This window comes from Lysobacter sp. 2RAF19 (assembly GCF_052115395.1).
Classification (GTDB): domain Bacteria; phylum Pseudomonadota; class Gammaproteobacteria; order Xanthomonadales; family Xanthomonadaceae; genus Noviluteimonas.
Genome location: NZ_JBFRGO010000001.1, coordinates 1,094,526 through 1,114,482, shown reverse-complemented (window position 1 = coordinate 1,114,482; position 19,957 = coordinate 1,094,526). Strand labels below are relative to the sequence as shown.

Below are 19,957 nucleotides of genomic sequence, written 5' to 3'. Positions count from 1 at the left end.
GCCATGACGCTCCGACCTTCCCTCCTCGCGCTGGCGCTCGCCGCCGTTCTTCCCTCTGTTGCGCACGCCGACCGCGGCTTCGAAGTACGCGATCTCGCCAAACTCGATCGCGTCTCCGCGCCTGTGTTGTCGCCCGATGGCCGCAAGGTCGTGTTCGCCAAGCGCGTCGTGGATTTCGATGCGAACAAGAGCGCGACCTCGCTGTGGATCGAAGACCTCATGGCGCGCGATGCCGCGCCGCCGACGCGCCTCACGCCCGAAGGCTGGAACGTCAATTCGGCGACGTTCGCAGACGACGGCACGCGCGTGTACTTCCTCAGCGCGAAGGGCGGCTCGATGCAGCTCTACGCGATCCCGGTCGCCGGCGGCACGCCGGTGCAGCTGACCGATGTCGCAGGCGATGTCGGCGGCTACGTGGTTTCGCCCGACGGCAAGCGCGTCGCACTCGCGCTGGAAGCCTTCGCCGACTGCAAGTCCGACCTGCAGTGCAACGTCAAGCGCAACAAGGCGCGCGAGGATCGAAAGGCCTCGGGCGTGTTGTTCGACCGCCTCTTCATCCGCCACTGGGATGCCTGGAACGAAGGCAAGCTCAATCGCGTGTTCGTCGCGCCCTTCGCCGCCAGTGGCGCGAAGATCACGCAGGCCACGCTGGTCGGCGGCGACGTGATCGGCGACGTGCCCTCGCGTCCCTTCGGCGATACCAGCGAGATGACGTGGTCGCCCGATGGCAAGTCGCTCGTGTTGTCCGCGCGCAAGGCCGACGGCCAGGAGCCGTGGTCGACCAACTTCGACCTGTACCTGGTCAACGCCGACGGCACCGGCACCGCGAAGAACCTCACCGCCGCCAACAAGGCGTGGGACACCACGCCGGTGTTCGCGCAGGACGGCAAGACGCTGTACTACCGCGCGATGAAGCGCCCGGGGTTCGAAGCCGACCGCTTCGCGCTGATGGCGATGGACCTGGGTTCGGGCAATACGCGCGAAATCGCATCGAAGTGGGATGCCTCGGCCAACGGCATCGCGTTGTCCAAGGACGGCAAGTCGATCTACACCACCGCCGAGGAACTCGGGCAGGCCCCGTTGTTCTCCGTCGACATCGCGAGCGGTGAAGTCACTTCGATCGTCAAGGACGGCACGGTCACCGCGCTCGACCTGAAGGGACCCACGCTCGTTTACACGCGCAACACGCTGCAGACCGGCGACCAGTTGTTCGCCGCGCAGCCCGACGGCGCGACGCCGCGCGCGATCACGCAAAGCGCGGGCGAAATGGTGCCCGACGTGAAGTTCGGCGAAGCCACGCAGTTCAAGTTCGCCGGCTGGAACAACGAGACCGTGCACGGTTATGTCGTGAAGCCCTGGAACTACCAGCCGGGCAAGAAGTACCCGGTGGCGTTCCTGATCCACGGCGGCCCGCAGGGCAGCTTCGGCAACGGCTGGAGCTATCGCTGGAATCCGCAGACCTACGCCGGCCAGGGCTACGCGGTGGTCATGATCGACTTCCACGGTTCGACCGGTTACGGCCAGGCCTTCACCGACGCGATCAGCCAGCATTGGGGCGACCGCCCGCTCGAAGACCTGCAGAAGGGTTGGGACGCGGCGCAGAAGCAATTCGACTTCCTCGACGGCTCGAAGGCCTGCGCCCTGGGTGCTTCGTACGGCGGCTTCATGGTCAACTGGATCGCCGGCAACTGGAACGCGCCGTGGAAGTGCCTGGTCACGCACGATGGCGTGTTCGACCAGCGCATGATGGGTTACGCGACCGAGGAACTGTGGTTCAGCGAATGGGAAAACGGCGGCACGCCGTTCGAGCATCCGGAAAACTACGAACGCTTCAATCCGGTCAACCACGTCAAGGATTGGAAGACGCCCATCCTCGTCGTGCACGGGCAGCAGGACTTCCGCATCCCGGTGGAGCAGGGCATCGGCGCGTTCACCGCGGCGCAGCGCCGGGGGATCGAGTCGAAGTTCCTGTACTTCCCCGACGAGAACCATTGGGTCCTCAAGCCGCAGAACAGCGTGCTGTGGCACGACACGGTCAATGCCTGGCTGAAGCAGCACATCGGCCAGTAATCCGGCCGTTGCGACCGACCGAAGGCCCCGCAGTTGCGGGGCCTTTTGTTTTCACGCAGGCTCGACAGTGGCCGCACGAGGGTGGCCGCTCGGACGAGGGGGAGACCGCATGTACGAGATCGACCACGGGGGCGAGTTCAAGGCCTATCGCGGCCCGGACCGGCGGAAGAGCGGCGAGCGCCGCCAGTCGAACGACCGCCGCGAAATGATCCGGTTCGAGCCCGACAAGGCCGACCGGCGCTCGGGCAAGGATCGAAGGAAAGCGGCGGCATGGGGGACGATCGCGTCGCGCACCTGACTTTGGTCAACCTGCGAAGAGCAAAGACGTCCACTTCGGGCAGACGCATGGCCTTGCTCTGGTGAACCACACCACGCCACGCGTCGAGGCTCACCTCAACGGAGGTGGCTGCTTCTTCGACAAGGATCGGGGCAGTGCGAAGCTTGCTTCGCACCGGCAAGTGAGTGCTCGGGCGAAGCGCCCGAGCGAGAGCCAGCGTTCGAAAGGTGATGCCCCAGCGGCGCGTTAATGACGAAAGTGGCGCTCAGCTAACAACAGCGCGACCGACCCTTCCCATACCGCGCCTGCATCCGTTCAATCGCAAACGCCTCGCGCGTCATAGGCATCACGTCAGGATGTCGCGCCCGCACATGCGCCGCATACGCATCGTAATCAGGCAGCCCAACAGCCAGCCGCGCCGTGGCCTTCGCCGCCGCCCACGCCTCCCGCAACTTCTCAACCAATCGCATCGAGCGCCACATGCGGCGTCTCCATCGCGGTCGGCGTACTGCTGCGCCGCGCACGCAAGGCCGCGCGCGTGGCGAACACCAACGTGAGCACCACCACGCCTATGAACAAAGCGCACAACGCCGCGTCGACCTGATAGTTGAAGATCACGCGACGCATCTCGTCGAGCGACTTCGCCGGCGCAAGCACCTCACCGCGCGCGAGCGCCTCGCTGAAACGACGCGTACTAGCGAGGAACCCGATCTTCGGATCGGCGTGGAAAAGCTTCTGCCAACCCGCGGTCAACGTGCACACCAACAACCAAACGGTCGGAACCGCGGCCACCCACAGGAAACGCTCGCGCTTCATCTTCACCAACACCGCGCAGACGAAGATCATCGCCAGCCCCGCGAGCATCTGGTTCGCGATGCCGAACAAGGGCCACAGCGTATTGATGCCACCGAGCGGATCGACGACACCCTGGTAGAGGAACCATCCCCAACCGGCGACCGCCAGCGCAGTGCACACCAGGTTGGCCGTCCAGCTTTCCGTGCGACGGAACGCAGGCACCGCCAGCCCCACGACTTCCTGGATCATGAAACGCGCCACGCGCGTGCCCGCGTCGATCGTCGTCAGGATGAACAAGGCTTCGAACAGGATCGCGTAGTGGTACCAGAACGCCATCATCCCGCTGCCGCCGACGATGCCGTGGAGGATCTGCGCCATGCCGACGGCGAGCGTCGGCGCGCCGCCGGTGCGCGAAAGGATCGTGGTTTCGCCGATGTCGCGCGCGGTCTGCGTCAACACGTCGGGCGTGATGACGAAACCCCATTGCGCGATCGCGTGCGCCGCCGATTCGGCCGTCGTGCCGATCGCGGCGGCCGGTGCGTTCATCGCGAAGTAGATCGCCGGATCGAGCACGCACGCGGCGACCAGCGCCATCACCGCGACGAAGGCTTCCATCAACATGCCGCCATAGCCGATCGCACGGATCTGGCCTTCGCTGGCGATCATCTTCGGCGTCGTGCCCGAAGCGATCAACGCGTGGAAGCCGGAGATCGCGCCGCACGCGATGGTGATGAACAGGAACGGGAACAACGCACCTGCGAACACCGGCCCCGTGCCGTCGACGAAGCGCGTCACCGCCGGCATCTTCAGCTCCGGCATCGCGACCAGGATCGCCACGGCGAGCAACACGACGGTGCCGATCTTGAGGAAAGTCGAAAGGTAATCGCGCGGCGCGAGCAGCATCCACACCGGCAACACCGCGGCGATGAAGCCGTAGGCGATCAGCATCCACGCCAGGGTCTTGCCGTCGAAGGTGAACAGCGGCGCCCAGTCCGGCGATTCGGCCACGTGCCCGCCGAACCAGATCGACGCGAGCAACAACACCAGGCCGATGATCGAGGCTTCGAGGATGCGCCCCGGACGCCACCAGCGCAGCCACGCGCCCATCAGCAAGGCGATCGGAATCGTCATCGCCACCGTGAACGTGCCCCATGGGCTCTGGCCGAGTGCCTTCACCACGACCAGCGCGAGCACCGCGAGCAGGATCACCATGATGGCGAGGATGCCGATCATCGCGGTGACGCCCGCGGCGGCGCCGAGTTCGGTGCGGATCATTTCGCCGAGCGAGCGCCCGTCGCGCCGCACCGAAAGGAACAGGACCATCATGTCCTGCACCGCGCCGGCGAGCACGACGCCGAACAGGATCCACAGCAGTCCCGGCAGATACCCCATCTGCGCCGCGAGCACGGGCCCGACCAGCGGGCCTGCGCCGGCGATCGCGGCGAAGTGATGCCCGAACAACACCGACTTCTGCGTCGGCACGTAGTCCAGGCCATCGTTGCGTCGCCATGCGGGCGTCGCGCGCGTGGGATCGATGCGCAGCGCCTTCTCCGCGATGTAGCGCGCATGGAAGCGATAGCCGATGCAGAACACCGACACCGCCGCCGACACGATCCACAACGCGCCGACCGTTTCGCCGCGCGAGAGCGCGAGCGTCGCCAGGCACATCGCCGCGAACAGGGCGAGCGCGCCCCAGCCGAGCCAAGCCACCTTCCGCATCGGATGCTTCTCCCCGTGGCGGCTCAGAGCCAGCGCACTTTCTTCAGGTAACGGTACAGGCCGATCACGACCACGCCGACGACGCACACCAGGATCGCGTAACCGTGGCGCGCATGCAGTTCGGGCATGCCGACGAAGTTCATGCCGTACCAGCTGGCGATCAGCGTCGGCGCGGCGAGCAACGCGGCCCAGCCGGCGAGCTTCTTCACCACCTCGCCCTGGTTCACGGTGACCAGCGAGAGGTTCACGCTCATCGCGGCGGTGAGCATCTCGCGCATGGTGTCGGTGGATTCGTTCACGCGCATCGCGTGGTCGAGCACGTCGCGGAAGTACAGGCGCACTTCCTCGGGCACCAGCCCGCCGTGCATGCGCGTGAGTTGCGCCAGGATGTCCTGCATCGGCGAGACCGCCAGGCGCAGCTGCGTGAGTTCGCGCTTGAGCTCGTAGAGTTTGACGATCGTTTCGCGGCGGAAGGTCTCGGCGAAGATGTCCTTTTCCAGCGCGTTGAGCGAATCGCGGAAGCCCTCGACGATCGGCTGGTAGTTGTCGACGACGAAATCGAGGACCGCGTAGAGGCCATAGGCAGGGCCGAGCGCCAGCAGTTCGGGCTCGCGCTCCACGCGCGAACGCACGGGTGCGTAGGAGAGCGATGCGCCGTGGCGCACCGTCACCAGGTAACGCGGGCCGAGGAACGCATGCGTTTCGCCGAACTGGATCTTGTCGTCGACCAGCTGCGCGGTGTGGACGGCGACGAACACCGAATTGCCGTAGGCCTCGATCTTCGGCCGCTGGTGCGCGTGCAGCGCATCCTCGATGGCGAGTTCATGCAGGCCGAATTCCTCCTGCAGCTTTTCCAGCAAGGTGTCTTCCGGTTCGTACAGGCCGACCCAGACGAAGCTGTCGTCGTCGACCGACAGCACGTCGCTGATCTCGTCGAGCGTGATGTCGCGACGCTGGCCGTGGCGGTCGTAAACCGCGCAATTGATGACGCAGGGAGGCAAGGCGGGCAGTGTCATGCCCGCATGCTGCCTCAAGCGCGGCGGGCGGGAAAGGCCAATGCCGCGTGGATGGGCAGCAGCAAGGCGAGCCACGGTGCCTGGAACTGCGCACCGGCGGGCAATTGCAGGAAGCAGGCGATCACCCCGCCGACCACGACCGCGATGCGGACCCACTGGTGGAAGCGCGAGGTCGCGCGCCCGCGGAGCAAGGCCCACGCACCCGGCAGCAGCAGCAGGCACAGTGGCGAGAACAGCAGCAGGTTGCGGTTGGCCCAGCCGGCGTGGTGTTCGGTGCAGCACCAGATGAACGCGATGACCCCGCCCAGCGCGCCGCACGCGAACCAGAAGGGCAGCGCGACGGCGCCGAAGACCCGCGGCCGGTGGGTCATCAGCGCGCGCAGGCCCACCGCAAGCAGCAGGCCCGCGATCAGCCAGGGCCACCAGCGGCGCGGTGCATCCGGCGGTTCGGGCGGAAGGCGATGGGGCACCAGCACCGACTCTGCACGGACGAGCGGGCGCCCTTCGGTGTTGCGCATCTCGCGCAGGCTCGCGGCCAGGCGCATCGGCACGAAGGCGTCTTCCCAGCGCGACAACGGGCGATCGGCATACGGACCCAGGCCGATGTCGAACCCGAGCCACATCCACGTCGCCGGCGAGGCCAGCCGCACCGATTCGCTGCGGAAGGTATCGCCTGCCGAGCGCACCGCGAGTTGCTTGCGCAGCGCGCCGCCCATCGCGCGGTCGAGCGCATCGCGCACGCGCGTGGAGCAGTTGTCGGTGAAGTAGTCGTAGCGATAGCGCGCGTTCTCGGGGCGCGCGTTGAAGGCGAGCGCTTGCGCGAGCGCATTGGCCTGCGCAGGCGTGAGGTCGAGCCACTGGATGGAAACACCGCGGCCGACGTCGCGGTAGTACGTCAGATCCTCCGACATCGGCAACACGGCCAGCAGGTAGCGCATGTCGCCGCGCACGAAGCGGCCGATGAAGCCGGCTTCGCCCGGATCGAAGAACCCGAAGTTGTAGGACAGCGGCGCCGGCGCGTCGGGATCGTCGACGACGATCGCGTTGTGGCCGAAGCGTTCGAAGAAAATCTCGCCCGGCTGCATCGTCATCACGCCGATGCGCGGCGTCGCGGCGCTGGCCGCCGTGGCGAAGAGCCACAGCAGCAGCGCGATCAGCGGGAAACCGACCTTACGCGTCTGCATGCACGCTGACGTGCAGGGCGTGCAGGCGGCGCGCGTCGGCGCGCGCGACGCGGAAGCCGAAGCGGCCCAGCGTCAATTCTTCGCCGGCTTCGGGCAGGTGCCCGATGGCCGCGGTCAGCAGGCCGCCGATGGTGTCGTACTCGTCGTCGTCGAAATCCGAGCCGAAGCGCTCGTTGAAATCGGCGATCGGCGTCAGCGCGTCGACGACGAAGTGGCCGTCGGCCTGCGCGGAAATCAGCGCGGTCTCGTCGACGGCCTCGTCGTGCTCGTCGTCGATGTCGCCGACGATCTGCTCCAGCACGTCCTCGATCGTGACCAGGCCGGCGACGCCGCCGTATTCGTCGATCACGATCGCCATGTGGTTGCGCGACTGGCGGAATTCGCGCAGCAGCACGTTGAGTTTCTTCGACTCGGGGATCAGCACGGCCGGGCGGAGAAATTCGCGCACGCTGTTGCGGGAGTGGTCGTGGTCGGCGACGACCACGCGCAGCAGGTCCTTGGCGAGCAGGATGCCGAGGATCTCGTCCTTGCCTTCGCCATGGACCGGGAAACGCGAGTGGCCCGATTCGACGACCAGGCGCATCAGCGTTTCGAGCGGGGCGTCGGCCGAAAGCGCGACCATCTGCGCGCGCGGGATCATCACGTCGCCCACCGTCAGGTCGGACACCGCGATGGCGCCTTCCATCATGCGCAGGGTGTCGGCCGCGATCAGCCCGTCGGCCTGCACGTCGCGCAACAGCTCGACCAGGTCCTCGCGGGTGGTGGGTTCGCCGGACAGTGCGGCGGTGATGCGGTCGAGCCAGGTGCGGCGGCTCTTGTCTTCGGTTTGCGGGGGACTGTCGTCGTCGGCCATGGGGGTCGGGGATGGGCTCCGGATGCTGGAGCAACCGGCGCCGAGTCTAGCGCACGACAAGGACGGGTCGGTGAATCGTGCTTGGACGGGCCGTCAGTCTTCGGCGTAGGGGTCGTCGATGCCCATTTCGGCGAGGATTTCGCGCTCGAGCTGCTCCATGCAGTCCGCTTCCCGCGCGTCCTCGTGGTCCCAGCCGAGCAGATGGAGCGTGCCGTGGACGGTGAGGTGGGCGTAGTGGGCGATCAGCGCCTTTTTCTGCTCGCGCGCCTCTCGGGCGATGACCGGCGCGCACAGGACGATGTCGCCGAGCAGAGGAAGCACCACGCCTTCGGGCAATTCGGCCGGGAAACTCAGGACGTTGGTCGCGTAGTCGCGCCCGCGGTAATGGCGGTTGAGCGCGCGGCCTTCCTTCGTGCCGACGATGCGGATGGCGAGGTCCGCCTCGCGGATACGGCCTTTGAGCGCGGCGCCGACCCATTTGCGGAAACTCACCGCCGCGGGCAGGCCGAGGCGGGGCAGGGCGTATTCGACCGACACATCGAGACGAACGGGTCCCTTGGTCATGGATTGCCGGCTCCGGTGGCCTTGTCGTCGGTATCGCGCGCGTCGTAGGCATCGACGATGCGCGCCACCAGCGGATGGCGGACCACGTCGCGCGCCTGGAAGAAAGTGAAGCTGATGCCATCCACCGCACGCAGCACGTCGATGGCATCGCGCAGCCCGGACTTCTGGTGCTTGGGCAAATCGATCTGCGTCACGTCGCCGGTGACCACGGCGGTGGAGCCGTAACCGATGCGCGTCAGGAACATCTTCATCTGTTCGATGGTGGTGTTCTGCGCTTCGTCGAGGATCACGAACGCATCGTTGAGCGTGCGCCCGCGCATGTAGGCCAGCGGCGCGATCTCGATGACGTTCTTTTCCAGCAGCTTGACGACTTTTTCCACCCCGAGCATTTCGTACAGCGCGTCGTACAACGGGCGCAGGTAGGGATCGACCTTCTGGGTGAGATCGCCGGGCAAAAAGCCCAGTTTTTCGCCCGCTTCCACCGCCGGGCGCACGAGGATCAGGCGTTGCACGCGCGATTCGTTGAGCGCTTCGACCGCCATGGCCACCGCGAGGAAGGTCTTGCCCGTGCCCGCGGGGCCGACGCCGAAATTGATGTCGTGCGTTGCGATGGCATGCAGGTACTTGGCCTGGTTGGCGCCGCGGCCGCGGATCGTGCCGCGCTTGACGCGGATCGACACGTCCTGCGGTTCGATGTCGCGCGTCGTCGCCGCCGCGTCGTCGTCGGCCACCGCGTTCAGGCGCACGTTGATCGCGTGGCCGTCGAAGGTTTCCTCGCCGGCTTCGTCGTAGAGCGCGCGCAGGAATTTTTCCGCGCGCGCAGTCGCGGGGGCCGGGCCGGTGATGCGGAAGATGTTGCCGCGGTTGGCGATCTCCACGCCCAGGCGCAGTTCGATCTGGCGCAGATGCGCGTCGAAGGCCCCGGCCAGGTTGGCCAGCCGTTCGGTGTCGTCGGGTTCGAGGGTGAAGTCGCGCTGCGAAGGTTCGTTCATGCGGGGAAAGGGTAGCGCGGACGCTCCTCGATGGGGCCTGCGCGACCGCCCGTCGGGTCTCGCTTGCCTTAATTAATTTACGAATTAAATTCTGCGGCATGCGTTCGCTCCCCACCAAAGCCCGTCGTAAACCCGCCCCGAAAGCGCCGGAAGTCCTTGAAACGGCAGAGCTTCCGCCTGGGGCGCGCCCCAAGGCCGGCCGCCGCGCCGTCGGCCGCCCGACGGGCGAGGGCGGCGATCTCCGCGCCCGCCTCCTGGATGTCGCCGTCTCGTGTTTCGGGCGCCACGGCATCGCCGCCAGCACCTTGCGCGAGATCGCGCACGAGGCCGGCGTGAACCCCGCGCTCGTCCACTACTACTTCGGCGACAAACAACAACTGCTGCAGGCGGTGATCTCCGAACGCCTGATGCCCGCCTTCACCGACGTGCGCGACGCGACGCTCCAGGGCGGCGACGACATCTCCGGCGTGATCGCCGGTTTCGTGCGCGGCATGTGCGAAACCGTCGAAAAGCATCCCTGGCTGCCGCCGCTGTGGGTGCGCGAAGTGCTGTGCGAAGGCGGCGCCCTGCGCGAGTTGCTGTTCACCACGATGGCGCCGCAGATGCCGCAGTTGCTCGCGGCGAAGTTCGCGCAGGCCCAGGCCGCGGGCCAGCTCAATCGCGAACTCGACCCGCGCCTGCTCGTCACTTCGCTGATCGGCCTGACTTTGTTTCCCGCCGCGGGCGCGCCGATCTGGCGCCGCCTGTTCGACGCCGACGACATCGACGCGGCCGCTATGAAGCACCACGCCATCGCCTTGCTGGATGCCGGCATCGGCGTTCCCTGACCACGAGCCTCCCATGACCCTCCGCCCCCGATTGCTCGTCCTGTGCGCCTTCGCCGTCCTGTCCGCGTGTCGCAACGATGCGCCGCAGGCGCTCGGCACGCTCGAATACGACCGCATCACCTTGCCCGCGCCCGCCGCGGAAAAGATCGTCGCCATCGGCGTGCGCGAAGGGCAGCAGGTGAAAGCCGGCCAGTCGCTGCTGCAACTCGAGCCAGACCGCACGCGCGCCAGCACCGAAGCGATGCGCGCGCAGGCGGCGCGCCAACGCGCGACGCTCGCCGAATTGGAAGCGGGCCCGCGCAGCGAAGAGATCGCACGCGCACGCGCCGAGCTGGCCGCCGCCCGCGCGCAGGCCGATGACACGCGCATCTATTACAACCGCGTGCGGCAGTTGGGGCCGCGCCAATTGATGGCCGCCTCCGACATCGATCGCGCACGCGCCGCCGCCGAGAACGCGGCCGGAACCGCCCGCGCGCTGGAACAAGCCTTGCGTGAACTCGAAGCCGGCACGCGCGTCGAACAGATCGCGCAGGGCGAGGCGGCCGTCGCCGCATCGGAAGCCGATGTCGCCGCGCAACAGGTCACGCTCCAGAAACTGTCGGTCGTCGCCCCGCGCGACGGACTCATCGACAGCCTGCCGTACAAACTCGGCGACCAGGCCGCGGTGGGGCAACCGCTCGCGATCCTGCTCGTCGGCCAACCGTATGCACGCGTATACGTGCCCGAGCCGATCCGCGCGAAGGTCGCCGTCGGCACGAAGGCCCGTCTTTACATCGACGGCAAGGACGACGCGATCGCCGGCACCGTGCGCATGATCCGCACCGAGCCGACGTTCACGCCGTACTTCGCGCTGATCGGCAAGGACGCCGCGCGGCTGTCCTACATCGCGGAAATCGACGTCGACCAGAAGAACGCGAAGCTCCCCGCCGGCTTGCCGGTGCGCGCGGAGTTCGACGAGTGAATGCGCCGACCGCCGATCTCGCGATCCGCGCGCGCGGACTGACCAAGCGCTTCAAGGACTTGGTCGCCGTCGATCATGTCGACTTGAGCGTGCCCAAGGCGAACGTGTACGGCTTCCTCGGCCCCAACGGATCGGGCAAGACCACGACCATCCGCATGTTGTGCGGCCTGATGACGCCGACCGAAGGGGAAATCGAAGTGCTCGGCCTGCAACTGCCGAAACAGGCCGAAGCACTGCGCCTGCGCATCGGTTACATGACGCAGAAGTTCTCCTTGTTCGACGATTTGAGCGTGCGCGAGAACCTGGAATTCCTCGCCGCCGTGCAAGGCCTTCCCCGTGCGAAGGCGCGCACGCGCATCGACGAACTCGTGCAGCGCTATCACTTCGAAGATCGGCAGAAGCAACTCGCCGGCACAATGAGCGGTGGCCAGAAACAGCGCCTCGCGCTCGCCGGCGCGGTCATTCATTCGCCGGAGTTGCTTTTCCTCGACGAACCGACCAGCGCGGTGGATCCCGAATCGCGCCGCGACTTCTGGGAAAAGCTCTTCGAACTCGCCGATGCCGGCACGACGATCCTCGTCTCCACGCATTACATGGACGAAGCCGAACGCTGCCATCGCCTGGCGATCCTCGACCGCGGCGCGCTCGTCGCCGACGGCAGCCCCGCCGAACTCACCGGCGCGATCGCCGGCCGCACGCTGGCCGTGCATTCGAACACGCCGCGCCGGGCACGCCGCGCGTTGATGGAAACGCCCGGCGTGATCAGCGCGGCGCAGGTCGGCAACACCTTGCGCGTGCTGGCGAGCGAAAGCGGCCTTGCCGATCGCCTGCAGCGCGTGCTGTCCGACGCCGGGCTGCATGGCGAAATCGCCGAATCCGAACCCAACCTCGAAGACGTCTTCGTGTCCGCCACGCGCGGCCGCGATAACGCGAAGGCGCAGGAGGCCGCATGAACTGGCGCCGCCTGTTCGCCGTGATGGTCAAGGAGTTGCGGCAGATGCGTCGCGACCGCATCACGCTGGCGATGATCGTCGGCATCCCGGTGATGCAACTGGTGCTCTTCGGTTACGCGATCAACTTCACCCTGCGCAATCTCGACACGGCGATCGCCGACCAGGCCAACACCGCCGGTTCGCGCGCGCTGGTGATGGACCTGCAGAACACCGGCGTGCTCAACCCGGTGCGGGATGCGAGTTCACCGCAGGAATTGATGACGATGCTGCGGCGCGGGCAGATCAGCGTCGGCGTCGTCGTGCCGCCGGATTTCGAGCGCCGCCGCATCGATGGGCGCGAAGCGGTGCAGATCCTCGTCGACGGCAGCGACACCGCCGTGCAGGGCGCGGCCGGGCAGCTGACGCAAGTCCCGCTCGACAGTGCGGCGACGGTGCAGAAGGCGCCGTCGCAGATCAGCGTCGTCGGCTTCTACAACCCCGAACGCCGCTCGGCGATCAACATCGTGCCGGGCCTGATCGGCATCATCCTGACGATGACCATGGTGATGTTCACCGCGGTGTCGATCGTGCGCGAGCGCGAACGCGGCAACATGGAGTTGCTGATCGCAACGCCGGTGAGCAGCAGCGAATTGATGATCGGCAAGGTACTGCCGTTCGCGGGCATCGGGCTGATCCAGACCACGCTGGTGTTGCTGTTGGGCGCGTGGCTGTTCGAGGTGCCCATCCGCGGCGCACTGCTCGACGTTTACATCGCGGCGGTGCTGCTGATCCTGGCGAACCTGTCGCTCGGCCTGATGATTTCGACCAAGGCGCAGTCGCAGTTCCAGGCGATGCAGATGACCTTCTTCGTCTTCCTGCCGTCGATCCTGCTGTCGGGCTTCATGTTTCCCTTCGCCGGCATGCCGAAGATCATCCAGTGGCTCGCCGAGCTGCTGCCGCTCACGCACTTCCTGCGGTTGGTGCGCGGGATCATGCTGCGCGGCGCGAGCCTGTTGGAACTGTGGCCGGAGACGCTGGCGTTGATCGCGTTCATCGCCGTCATGATGACGGTGGCGATCGCCAGGTTCCGCAAACGCCTCGACTAGACGACGACGCGCGCCCGCAACGAGTTCGTCATCGCTTCGGTGATGACGACATCGACGAACTGTCCGATCAAACGCGGGTGGCCGGCGAAATTCACCGAGCGCATGTTCTCGGTCTTGCCGGTCAACTCGTTCGGGTCCTTCTTCGACGGGCCTTCCACCAGCACGGTCTGCACGCTGCCGACCATCGCCTGCGAAATCTGCGCGGCATGCACGTTGATCGCCGCCTGCAGGCGTTCCAGGCGCGCGTGCTTCTCCGCGTCGGTGGTGTCGTCGGACAGGTCGGCCGCCGGCGTGCCGGGGCGGCGCGAATAGATGAAGGAGAAGGATTGGTCGAAACCGACGTCTTCGATCAGCTTCATCGTCTTCTCGAAATCGGCGTCGGTCTCGCCGGGGAAGCCGACGATGAAGTCCGAGGAGATCGAGATGTCCGGGCGCACCGCGCGCAGCTTGCGGATCTTCTGCTTGAACTCCAGCGCCGTGTAGCCGCGCTTCATCGCCGCGAGCACGCGGTCGCTGCCGGCCTGCACGGGCAGGTGGAGGTAGTTGGCCAATTGCGGGATGTCGCGATAGGCCTCGACCAGCGAGTCGGAAAACTCGAGCGGATGCGAGGTGGTGAAACGGATGCGGCCGACACCGTCGATGCCGGCGATCGCGCGGATCAGCAAGCCGAGGTCGGCCACTTCACCGTCGCCGAGCGGGCCGCGATACGCATTGACGTTCTGGCCGAGCAGGTTGATTTCGCGCACGCCCTGCGCGGCGAGTTGCGCGACTTCGACGAGCACGTCTTCGAACGGCCGCGAGACTTCTTCGCCGCGCGTATAGGGCACGACGCAGAACGAGCAGTACTTCGAGCAGCCTTCCATGATCGACACGAAGGCGCTCGGGCCGTCGGCGCGGGGCTCGGGCAGGCGATCGAACTTCTCGATCTCCGGGAAGCTGATGTCGACCTGCGGCTGCCCGCTCGCGCGGCGCTCGCGGATGAGCTCGGGCAGGCGGTGCAGGGTTTGCGGGCCGAAGACCAGGTCCACATAGGGCGCGCGCTTGACGATCGCCGCGCCTTCCTGCGAAGCCACGCACCCGCCGACGCCGATGATCACCGGCTTGCCGTCCTTCTTGAGCGCCTTCCAGCGGCCGAGCTGGCTGAAGACCTTTTCCTGCGCCTTCTCGCGGATCGAGCAGGTGTTGACCAGCACGACGTCGGCTTCCTCGACGTTGTCGGTCAGCTCCAGGCCTTCGCTGGCGGCGAGCACGTCGGCCATGCGGGCCGAGTCGTACTCGTTCATCTGGCACCCGTGGGTCTTGATGAAGAGCTTGCCGCGCGGGGCGGGGCGGGAGGCGTCGGCCGCAGGCGCGGCGACGTCCGGCAGGACGTTCGATTCGGTCATGGCAGGTCCGGGAGGGCGGCGGTTAGTCCGCGCCGGGAAGGTGGGGCGTGTGAAGGGGGCGAAGTCTAGCGCGGTCGTCTTGCGTCCGGTTCGCGACGGGGGTCTCGTTCACATGGATCAAGCGTCTGTTCATATGAATCAAGAACTTGTCAAGCCTCACGATTGAGGGCAGCATGCCGCCATGACTAGGGGATGGGGATTCTCGCGCGGCCTGGCCGCCCTCGTGCTTGTCGTCGCCGCCTCCGCGGCGATGCCGGCATTGGCGGGCACGCTCTATCGTTGCGACGGCGCCGACGGCGCGCGCAGCTACGTCGGCAAGCGCATCCCCGGCGCGACGTGCACCGTCATCAGTTATTCGAAGGCAGCGCCCGCGCCGGTCGCCCCGCGCGCCGCCGCGGTGGGCAGCACCACGACGGCGAGCAATGTCGCCGGTTCGCCGATCGCCGAGACCGTTTCGAGCGATGCCGTCGCGCCGACGCCCGCACCTTCCGCCCCCGCGCTGAAGCCTTACCAGGCGCCGCGCCTGGTGCAGGGGCAGGTGTATTCGTACATCCAGGACGGCGTGCGGCATTACACGAGCAAGCCGCCCAAGGGCGTCGCCGGCGCCACCGCGCTGCGCACGATCCGCTACAGCTTCATGGAGACGTGCTACGCCTGCGCCGCGCGTCCGGGCGTCAACTTCAACACGCTGCGCCTCAATACCGACGCCTATGCCGCCGAGATCCGCGCGGCGGCCAGGCTGCACGGCGTGGACGAAGCGATCGTGCGCGCGATCATCCACGCCGAGTCCGCCTACAACCCCAATGCGCTCTCGCGCGTGGGCGCGCAGGGCCTGATGCAGCTGATGCCGGCCACCGCCCGCCGTTTCGGCGTGGGCAATGCCTTCGACGCCACCCAGAACATCTCCGGCGGCGTGCAGTACCTGGCCTTCCTGCTCAAGCGCTTCAAGGGCGATCTCAGCCTTGTCGCCGCCGGCTACAACGCCGGCGAGGGCGCGGTCGACAAATACCGCGGCGTTCCGCCGTACAGCGAGACCCGCCGCTACGTCGAGCGCGTCTCGGTGCTGGCCGACCGCTACCGCGGCGCCATCGCCAGCAACGCGCTGGCCACCAAGTAATCCGCCGGCGGTACGGCCGGCGCTTCCCCGGTCGCGCCATACGATTGTCGGCCGATTAAGCGTTCCGTTACACTTCCCCGTCTTTGTTGGCCGCCTCCACGCACAAGTGCGCGGGGCGGACCAGCGCTTCGGTTCAGCGCCTTACTGCGGAGTGTCGGATGGCCAATGTTGGGGTAGGGGTCAACGATCCCGCTCATGTCCACGACGGGGAACCCGTCAACCAGGGCCGTCGCCGGTTCCTGACCGCCACCACGGCCGTGGTCGGTGCGGTCGGTGTCGGCTTCGCTGCCGTGCCCTTCATCAAGTCCTGGAACCCGAGCGCGCGCGCCAAGCTCGCCGGCGCCCCGGTGACCGCCGACATCAGCGCGCTGGCCGAAGGCACGCGCATGGTGCTCGAGTGGCGCGGCCAGCCGATCTGGATCGTGAAGCGTTCCAAGCAGATGCTCGACGTGCTGCCGACGCTCGATCCGCGCCTGCGCGATCCCAAGTCCGACAACCTCGACCAGCAGCCGACGTACGCGCGCAACGAACTGCGTTCGATCAAGCCGGCGATCTCCGTGCTGGTCGGCCTGTGCACGCACCTGGGCTGCTCGCCGGAAATGAAGGCCGAGATCAAGCCCGAGCCTTTCGATCCGGAATGGAAGGGCGGTTACTTCTGCCCGTGCCACAAGTCGCGCTTCGACATGGCCGGCCGCGTGTTCGACGGCGTGCCCGCGCCGATCAACCTGCTCGTGCCGCCGCACCACTATGAAAGCGACACGTCGATCGTCATCGGCGTCGACCCGAAGGGAGCGGCATAAACCATGGCCAATTTCCTGACGCGGACCACGACCAACGTGATGGACTGGGTCAACGCGCGCGCGCCCGGCATGATGCCGGTGTACCGCAAGCACATGACCGAGTACTACGCGCCGAAGAACTTCAACGTCTGGTACTACTTCGGTTCGCTCGCGATCGTCGTGCTGGTCAACCAGATCCTGACCGGCATCTTCCTGACGATGCACTTCAAGCCCTCCGCGGCCGAAGCGTTCTCGTCGGTCGAATACATCATGCGCGACGTGGAGTGGGGCTGGCTGATCCGGTACATGCATTCCACCGGCGCCTCGCTGTTCTTCATCGTCGTCTACCTGCACATGTTCCGCGGCCTGATGTACGGCTCCTACCAGAAGCCGCGCGAGCTGGTGTGGGTCATCGGCATGGTGCTGTACCTGGTGCTGATGGCCGAAGCCTTCATGGGCTACGTGCTGCCGTGGGGCCAGATGTCGTTCTGGGGCGCGAAGGTGATCATCTCGCTCTTCGGCGCGATCCCGGTCATCGGCAACGGCCTGACCGAATGGATCATGGGCGACTACCTGCCCGGCGATGCCACGCTCAACCGCTTCTTCGCGCTGCACGTCATCGCGCTGCCGCTGGTGCTGCTGCTGCTCGTCGTGCTGCACCTGGGCGCGCTGCATGAAGTGGGTTCGAACAACCCCGACGGCGTCGACATCAAGAAGGGCCCGAAGGGCAACCGCTGGTCGACCACCGCGCCGGCCGACGGCATCCCGTTCCACCCGTACTACACGACGGGCAAGGATCTGTTCGGCGTCGCGTTCTTCCTGATCCTGGCGGCCTTCATCATCTTCTTCGCGCCCACCTTCGGCGGCCTGTTCCTGGAGCACGACAACTTCACCGAGGCCAACCGCCTGGTGACGCCGGAGCACATCAAGCCGACGTGGTACTTCACGCCGTACTACGCGATGTTGCGCGTGATCCCGTCGTTCTTCGCCATCAAGCTGTGGGGCGTGCTGGTGATGTTCGCCGCCATCGCCGTGCTGTTCCTGGTGCCGTGGCTCGACAAGTCGCCGGTCAAGTCCTATCGCTACCGCGGCAAGCTGTCGTGGGCGATGCTGCTGATGTTCGCCGTGTGCTTCGTGTGGCTCGGCAAGATCGGCGGTGGCCCGGGTACCGACCCGGCCGAGACGATCATCGGCCGCGTGCTGACGTTCCTCTACTTCGTATTCTTCATCACGATGCCGATCTGGACGAAACTGGATCGGACCAAGCCGGTGCCGGAACGGGTGACGATGCATGACTAACTTCTTCGTCCGCGCCGGCAAGGCCGCGGTCCTCGCCGCAGGCCTGCTCACCGCATCGCTCGCCTTCGCCAGCGAAGGCGGCAACCTGCAGCAGTCGGGCGCACGCCTCGACGATCGCGCTTCGCTGCAGCGCGGCGCGCAGCTGTACATCAACTACTGCAGCGGCTGCCATTCGCTGAAGTACCTGCGTTACTCGCGCATGGCCGAAGACCTCGGCCTGAGCGAAGACGAGGTGCAGGCCAACCTCAACCTCACCGGCGTCAAGGTGGGCGAGACCATCGGCACGGCGATGACGCCGGAACACGCGCAGCAGGCCTTCGGCAAGATGCCGCCGGACCTGAGCCTGATTGCGCGCGTCCGCGGCACCGACTGGATCTACACCTACCTGAAGTCCTTCTATCTCGACGAGACCCGCCCGGTCGGCTGGAACAACACGCTCTTCCCGAACGTGTCCATGCCCAACCCGTTGTGGGAAATGCAGGGCCTGCAGCACGCCGTGCTCACCAAGCCCGACGCCGCCGGCGAAACGCACGTCGAGCGCCTGGAACTGCGCTCGCCCGGCACGCAGACCGCCGAGCAGTACGACCAGAGCGTGCGCGACATCTCCGCTTTCCTCGAGTACGCCGGCGAGCCGGCCGCCCTCAAGCGCCAGAGCCTCGGCGTGTGGGTGATCCTGTTCCTTGCGGCTTTCACGTTCCTCGCGTATTTGGTCAAGAAGGAATACTGGAAGGACGTGCACTAAGCGCACGCCGGCCGGGTCGGGACGCATGCCCGGAAGGGCAGGCACCGATTCGGCCACCGGAAGTGGGCGCCAGGGGTGGCGACTTTTTCCGGAAGCGGCGCTAGGCTCGGGAAGTCGTGGCGACCGCCCGCAAGGGGTGGGCGGCGCCAAGCCGATGGTCGGGAAGCCTTGCAGGGTTCCGTCCGCGATCGGCGCTGCGATCGATGGAGAGATCGATGATGGCCGCGAGCCCGCGTATGCGTAATGCCCTGACGTTGTTCTCGTCGACCGACGACGTGCTGTGCCACCGCGTGCGCCTGGTCCTGGCGGCCAAAGGCGTCACCTACGACCTGATCCCGGTCGATCCGCAGAATCCACCCGAAGACCTGATCGACCTCAACCCGTACCACTCGGTGCCGACCCTGGTCGAGCGCGAGCTGGTGCTGTACGCAGCGTCGGTCGTCACCGAATACCTCGACGAGCGCTATCCGCATCCGCCGCTGATGCCGGTCGACCCGCTCTCGCGCGCCCGCCTGCGCCTCGCCATGCTGCGCCTGGAACACGACTGGGTGCCGCAGGTGCAGGCCATCCAGCTGGGCAACCGCCAGCAGGCCGAAGCCGGCCGCAAGCGCCTGAAGGAACTGCTCACCGCCTCGGTGCCGCTGTTCAAGGCCAGCAAGTTCTTCCTGAATCCGGAAATGAGCCTCGCCGACTGCGCGATGGCCCCGATCATCTGGCGCCTGGAAGCGCTCGACATCCCGCTGCCGAAGGACGGCAAGGTGATCGAGGACTACGGCAACCGCATCTTCCGGAATCCCGGCTTCCTGCGCAGCCTCACCGACCAGGAAAGGAAGTTGCGCGTCGTCCCGGCATGAGGCCGTTCGGAGCGGCTAGACTCGATCCATGGAAGACGACCATTCCGGCAACAGCGGCACCGGCGACACCGGCCCTTCGATGACCAGCCATCGTCCGTACCTGCTGCGCGCGCTCAACGAATGGATCGCCGACAACGGCATGACGCCGCACCTGCTCGTGGATGCCACGCGCGCCGGCGTGCAGGTGCCGCCGCAATCGGTGAGCGATGGGAAGGTCGTGCTCAACATCGCCGAGCGCGCGGTCGCGCGCCTGATGATCGACAACGATGCGGTGACCTTCACCGCGCGCTTCGGTGGCGTGAGCCATCCGGTGATCGTGCCGATCCCCGCGGTGCTCGCGATCTACGCGCGCGAGACCGGGCAGGGCATGGCGCTGCCGGACGATCCCTCGGGCCCGCACGACGAACCCACGCCGCCGGCCGACACCTCGCCCGAAACGAGCGGGACACCGCCGCGCCGCGGGCATCTGCGCGTGATCAAGTAAC

20 protein-coding genes are annotated in these 19,957 nt (G+C 66.8%); 12 read left to right on the top strand and 8 right to left on the bottom strand.

Translation table 11 applies throughout. The features are described 5' to 3' along the window. Positions 1-3: 3 nt before the first annotated feature. Together AB4059_RS05450 and AB4059_RS05445 are read left to right on the top strand one after the other, a co-directional pair. Positions 4-2,070, top strand: a complete 2,067-nt coding sequence (locus AB4059_RS05450; protein WP_498977297.1) for a S9 family peptidase — start codon at positions 4-6, stop codon at positions 2,068-2,070. 109 nt (positions 2,071-2,179) lie between these two features. Then, complete coding sequence (locus AB4059_RS05445) at positions 2,180-2,368, top strand: hypothetical protein (RefSeq protein WP_498977295.1); 189 nt, start codon at positions 2,180-2,182, stop codon at positions 2,366-2,368. A 248-nt stretch (positions 2,369-2,616) separates the two neighbouring features. Here AB4059_RS05445 and AB4059_RS05440 read toward each other — a convergent pair whose 3' ends face one another. From AB4059_RS05440 to AB4059_RS05410, 7 genes are all read right to left on the bottom strand, one after another. Then, positions 2,617-2,817 carry a CstA-like transporter-associated (seleno)protein gene (locus AB4059_RS05440; RefSeq protein WP_498977852.1) on the bottom strand — a complete coding sequence of 67 codons (201 nt, stop codon included), beginning with the start codon at positions 2,815-2,817 and terminating at the stop codon, positions 2,617-2,619. Further along, positions 2,804-4,861, bottom strand: a complete 2,058-nt coding sequence (locus tag AB4059_RS05435) for a carbon starvation CstA family protein (protein WP_498977293.1) — start codon at positions 4,859-4,861, stop codon at positions 2,804-2,806. The genes AB4059_RS05440 and AB4059_RS05435 overlap by 14 nt, the downstream gene beginning before the upstream one ends. 23 nt (positions 4,862-4,884) lie before the next feature. Next, positions 4,885-5,877 carry a magnesium/cobalt transporter CorA gene (gene corA / locus AB4059_RS05430; RefSeq protein WP_498977291.1) on the bottom strand — a complete coding sequence of 331 codons (993 nt, stop codon included), beginning with the start codon at positions 5,875-5,877 and terminating at the stop codon, positions 4,885-4,887. Between the two features lie 14 nt (positions 5,878-5,891). Further along, positions 5,892-7,061, bottom strand: a complete 1,170-nt coding sequence (locus tag AB4059_RS05425) for a lipoprotein N-acyltransferase Lnb domain-containing protein (RefSeq protein WP_498977289.1) — start codon at positions 7,059-7,061, stop codon at positions 5,892-5,894. Next, complete coding sequence (locus AB4059_RS05420; protein WP_498977287.1) at positions 7,048-7,914, bottom strand: CorC family transporter; 867 nt, start codon at positions 7,912-7,914, stop codon at positions 7,048-7,050. The genes AB4059_RS05425 and AB4059_RS05420 overlap by 14 nt, the downstream gene beginning before the upstream one ends. A 93-nt stretch (positions 7,915-8,007) precedes the next feature. Next, on the bottom strand, positions 8,008-8,478 hold the full coding sequence (gene ybeY, locus AB4059_RS05415; protein WP_498977285.1) for an rRNA maturation RNase YbeY: 471 nt from the start codon (positions 8,476-8,478) through the stop codon (positions 8,008-8,010). Beyond that, positions 8,475-9,470, bottom strand: coding sequence for a PhoH family protein (locus AB4059_RS05410; protein WP_498977283.1), 996 nt, complete (start codon positions 9,468-9,470; stop codon positions 8,475-8,477). Before AB4059_RS05410 ends, ybeY begins: the two co-directional genes overlap by 4 nt. Positions 9,471-9,568: 98 nt before the next feature. Between AB4059_RS05410 and AB4059_RS05405 the strand changes: the two genes are divergently transcribed. Genes AB4059_RS05405 through AB4059_RS05390 form a run of 4 tightly spaced genes read left to right on the top strand, consistent with a single transcriptional unit; the run spans position 9,569 to position 13,296 of the window. Continuing rightward, the gene (locus AB4059_RS05405) at positions 9,569-10,297 is read left to right on the top strand and encodes a TetR/AcrR family transcriptional regulator (RefSeq protein WP_498977281.1); all 729 of its coding nucleotides are present in this window, start codon (positions 9,569-9,571) and stop codon (positions 10,295-10,297) included. Between the two features lie 13 nt (positions 10,298-10,310). Beyond that, on the top strand, positions 10,311-11,258 hold the full coding sequence (locus AB4059_RS05400) for an HlyD family secretion protein (RefSeq protein ID WP_498977279.1): 948 nt from the start codon (positions 10,311-10,313) through the stop codon (positions 11,256-11,258). 23 nt (positions 11,259-11,281) lie between these two features. Next, positions 11,282-12,211, top strand: coding sequence for an ABC transporter ATP-binding protein (locus AB4059_RS05395; protein WP_498977850.1), 930 nt, complete (start codon positions 11,282-11,284; stop codon positions 12,209-12,211). Next, a complete protein-coding gene (locus tag AB4059_RS05390) occupies positions 12,208-13,296 on the top strand; it encodes an ABC transporter permease (protein ID WP_498977277.1) in 1,089 nt (362 codons plus the stop codon). Before AB4059_RS05395 ends, AB4059_RS05390 begins: the two co-directional genes overlap by 4 nt. Here AB4059_RS05390 and miaB read toward each other — a convergent pair. Continuing rightward, positions 13,293-14,681 carry a tRNA (N6-isopentenyl adenosine(37)-C2)-methylthiotransferase MiaB gene (gene miaB, locus AB4059_RS05385; RefSeq protein ID WP_498977275.1) on the bottom strand — a complete coding sequence of 463 codons (1,389 nt, stop codon included), beginning with the start codon at positions 14,679-14,681 and terminating at the stop codon, positions 13,293-13,295. The genes AB4059_RS05390 and miaB overlap by 4 nt on opposite strands. A gap of 181 nt (positions 14,682-14,862) precedes the next feature. On the opposite strand from miaB, the gene AB4059_RS05380 reads away from it, so the two are divergent. From AB4059_RS05380 to AB4059_RS05355, 6 genes are all read left to right on the top strand, one after another. Then, complete coding sequence (locus AB4059_RS05380) at positions 14,863-15,798, top strand: lytic transglycosylase domain-containing protein (RefSeq protein WP_498977273.1); 936 nt, start codon at positions 14,863-14,865, stop codon at positions 15,796-15,798. Between the two features lie 158 nt (positions 15,799-15,956). Continuing rightward, positions 15,957-16,598 (top strand): ubiquinol-cytochrome c reductase iron-sulfur subunit, encoded by a 642-nt coding sequence (gene petA / locus AB4059_RS05375; RefSeq protein WP_498960542.1) that lies wholly within the window; start codon positions 15,957-15,959, stop codon positions 16,596-16,598. 3 nt (positions 16,599-16,601) lie between these two features. After that, positions 16,602-17,876 (top strand): cytochrome b, encoded by a 1,275-nt coding sequence (locus tag AB4059_RS05370; RefSeq protein ID WP_498960540.1) that lies wholly within the window; start codon positions 16,602-16,604, stop codon positions 17,874-17,876. Beyond that, a complete protein-coding gene (locus AB4059_RS05365) occupies positions 17,869-18,618 on the top strand; it encodes a cytochrome c1 (protein ID WP_498977271.1) in 750 nt (249 codons plus the stop codon). Before AB4059_RS05370 ends, AB4059_RS05365 begins: the two co-directional genes overlap by 8 nt. Positions 18,619-18,836: 218 nt before the next feature. After that, entirely contained in the window at positions 18,837-19,472 is a 636-nt protein-coding gene (locus AB4059_RS05360; RefSeq protein WP_498961257.1) for a glutathione S-transferase N-terminal domain-containing protein, read from the top strand. 28 nt (positions 19,473-19,500) lie between these two features. After that, entirely contained in the window at positions 19,501-19,956 is a 456-nt protein-coding gene (locus tag AB4059_RS05355; protein WP_498960536.1) for a ClpXP protease specificity-enhancing factor, read from the top strand. Position 19,957: the final 1 nt, after the last annotated feature.

What these genes read in the sequence shown, in the direction of transcription:
- AB4059_RS05450 (WP_498977297.1), top strand. Translation starts at nt 4, where the DNA reads ATGACGCTCCGACCTTCCCTCCTCGCGCTGGCGCTCGCCGCCGTTCTT.
- AB4059_RS05445 (WP_498977295.1), top strand. Translation starts at nt 2,180, where the DNA reads ATGTACGAGATCGACCACGGGGGCGAGTTCAAGGCCTATCGCGGCCCG.
- AB4059_RS05440 (WP_498977852.1), bottom strand. Translation starts at nt 2,817, where the DNA reads ATGCGATTGGTTGAGAAGTTGCGGGAGGCGTGGGCGGCGGCGAAGGCC.
- AB4059_RS05435 (WP_498977293.1), bottom strand. Translation starts at nt 4,861, where the DNA reads ATGCGGAAGGTGGCTTGGCTCGGCTGGGGCGCGCTCGCCCTGTTCGCG.
- corA (WP_498977291.1), bottom strand. Translation starts at nt 5,877, where the DNA reads ATGACACTGCCCGCCTTGCCTCCCTGCGTCATCAATTGCGCGGTTTAC.
- AB4059_RS05425 (WP_498977289.1), bottom strand. Translation starts at nt 7,061, where the DNA reads ATGCAGACGCGTAAGGTCGGTTTCCCGCTGATCGCGCTGCTGCTGTGG.
- AB4059_RS05420 (WP_498977287.1), bottom strand. Translation starts at nt 7,914, where the DNA reads ATGGCCGACGACGACAGTCCCCCGCAAACCGAAGACAAGAGCCGCCGC.
- ybeY (WP_498977285.1), bottom strand. Translation starts at nt 8,478, where the DNA reads ATGACCAAGGGACCCGTTCGTCTCGATGTGTCGGTCGAATACGCCCTG.
- AB4059_RS05410 (WP_498977283.1), bottom strand. Translation starts at nt 9,470, where the DNA reads ATGAACGAACCTTCGCAGCGCGACTTCACCCTCGAACCCGACGACACC.
- AB4059_RS05405 (WP_498977281.1), top strand. Translation starts at nt 9,569, where the DNA reads ATGCGTTCGCTCCCCACCAAAGCCCGTCGTAAACCCGCCCCGAAAGCG.
- AB4059_RS05400 (WP_498977279.1), top strand. Translation starts at nt 10,311, where the DNA reads ATGACCCTCCGCCCCCGATTGCTCGTCCTGTGCGCCTTCGCCGTCCTG.
- AB4059_RS05390 (WP_498977277.1), top strand. Translation starts at nt 12,208, where the DNA reads ATGAACTGGCGCCGCCTGTTCGCCGTGATGGTCAAGGAGTTGCGGCAG.
- miaB (WP_498977275.1), bottom strand. Translation starts at nt 14,681, where the DNA reads ATGACCGAATCGAACGTCCTGCCGGACGTCGCCGCGCCTGCGGCCGAC.
- AB4059_RS05380 (WP_498977273.1), top strand. Translation starts at nt 14,863, where the DNA reads ATGACTAGGGGATGGGGATTCTCGCGCGGCCTGGCCGCCCTCGTGCTT.
- petA (WP_498960542.1), top strand. Translation starts at nt 15,957, where the DNA reads ATGGCCAATGTTGGGGTAGGGGTCAACGATCCCGCTCATGTCCACGAC.
- AB4059_RS05370 (WP_498960540.1), top strand. Translation starts at nt 16,602, where the DNA reads ATGGCCAATTTCCTGACGCGGACCACGACCAACGTGATGGACTGGGTC.
- AB4059_RS05365 (WP_498977271.1), top strand. Translation starts at nt 17,869, where the DNA reads ATGACTAACTTCTTCGTCCGCGCCGGCAAGGCCGCGGTCCTCGCCGCA.
- AB4059_RS05360 (WP_498961257.1), top strand. Translation starts at nt 18,837, where the DNA reads ATGGCCGCGAGCCCGCGTATGCGTAATGCCCTGACGTTGTTCTCGTCG.
- AB4059_RS05355 (WP_498960536.1), top strand. Translation starts at nt 19,501, where the DNA reads ATGGAAGACGACCATTCCGGCAACAGCGGCACCGGCGACACCGGCCCT.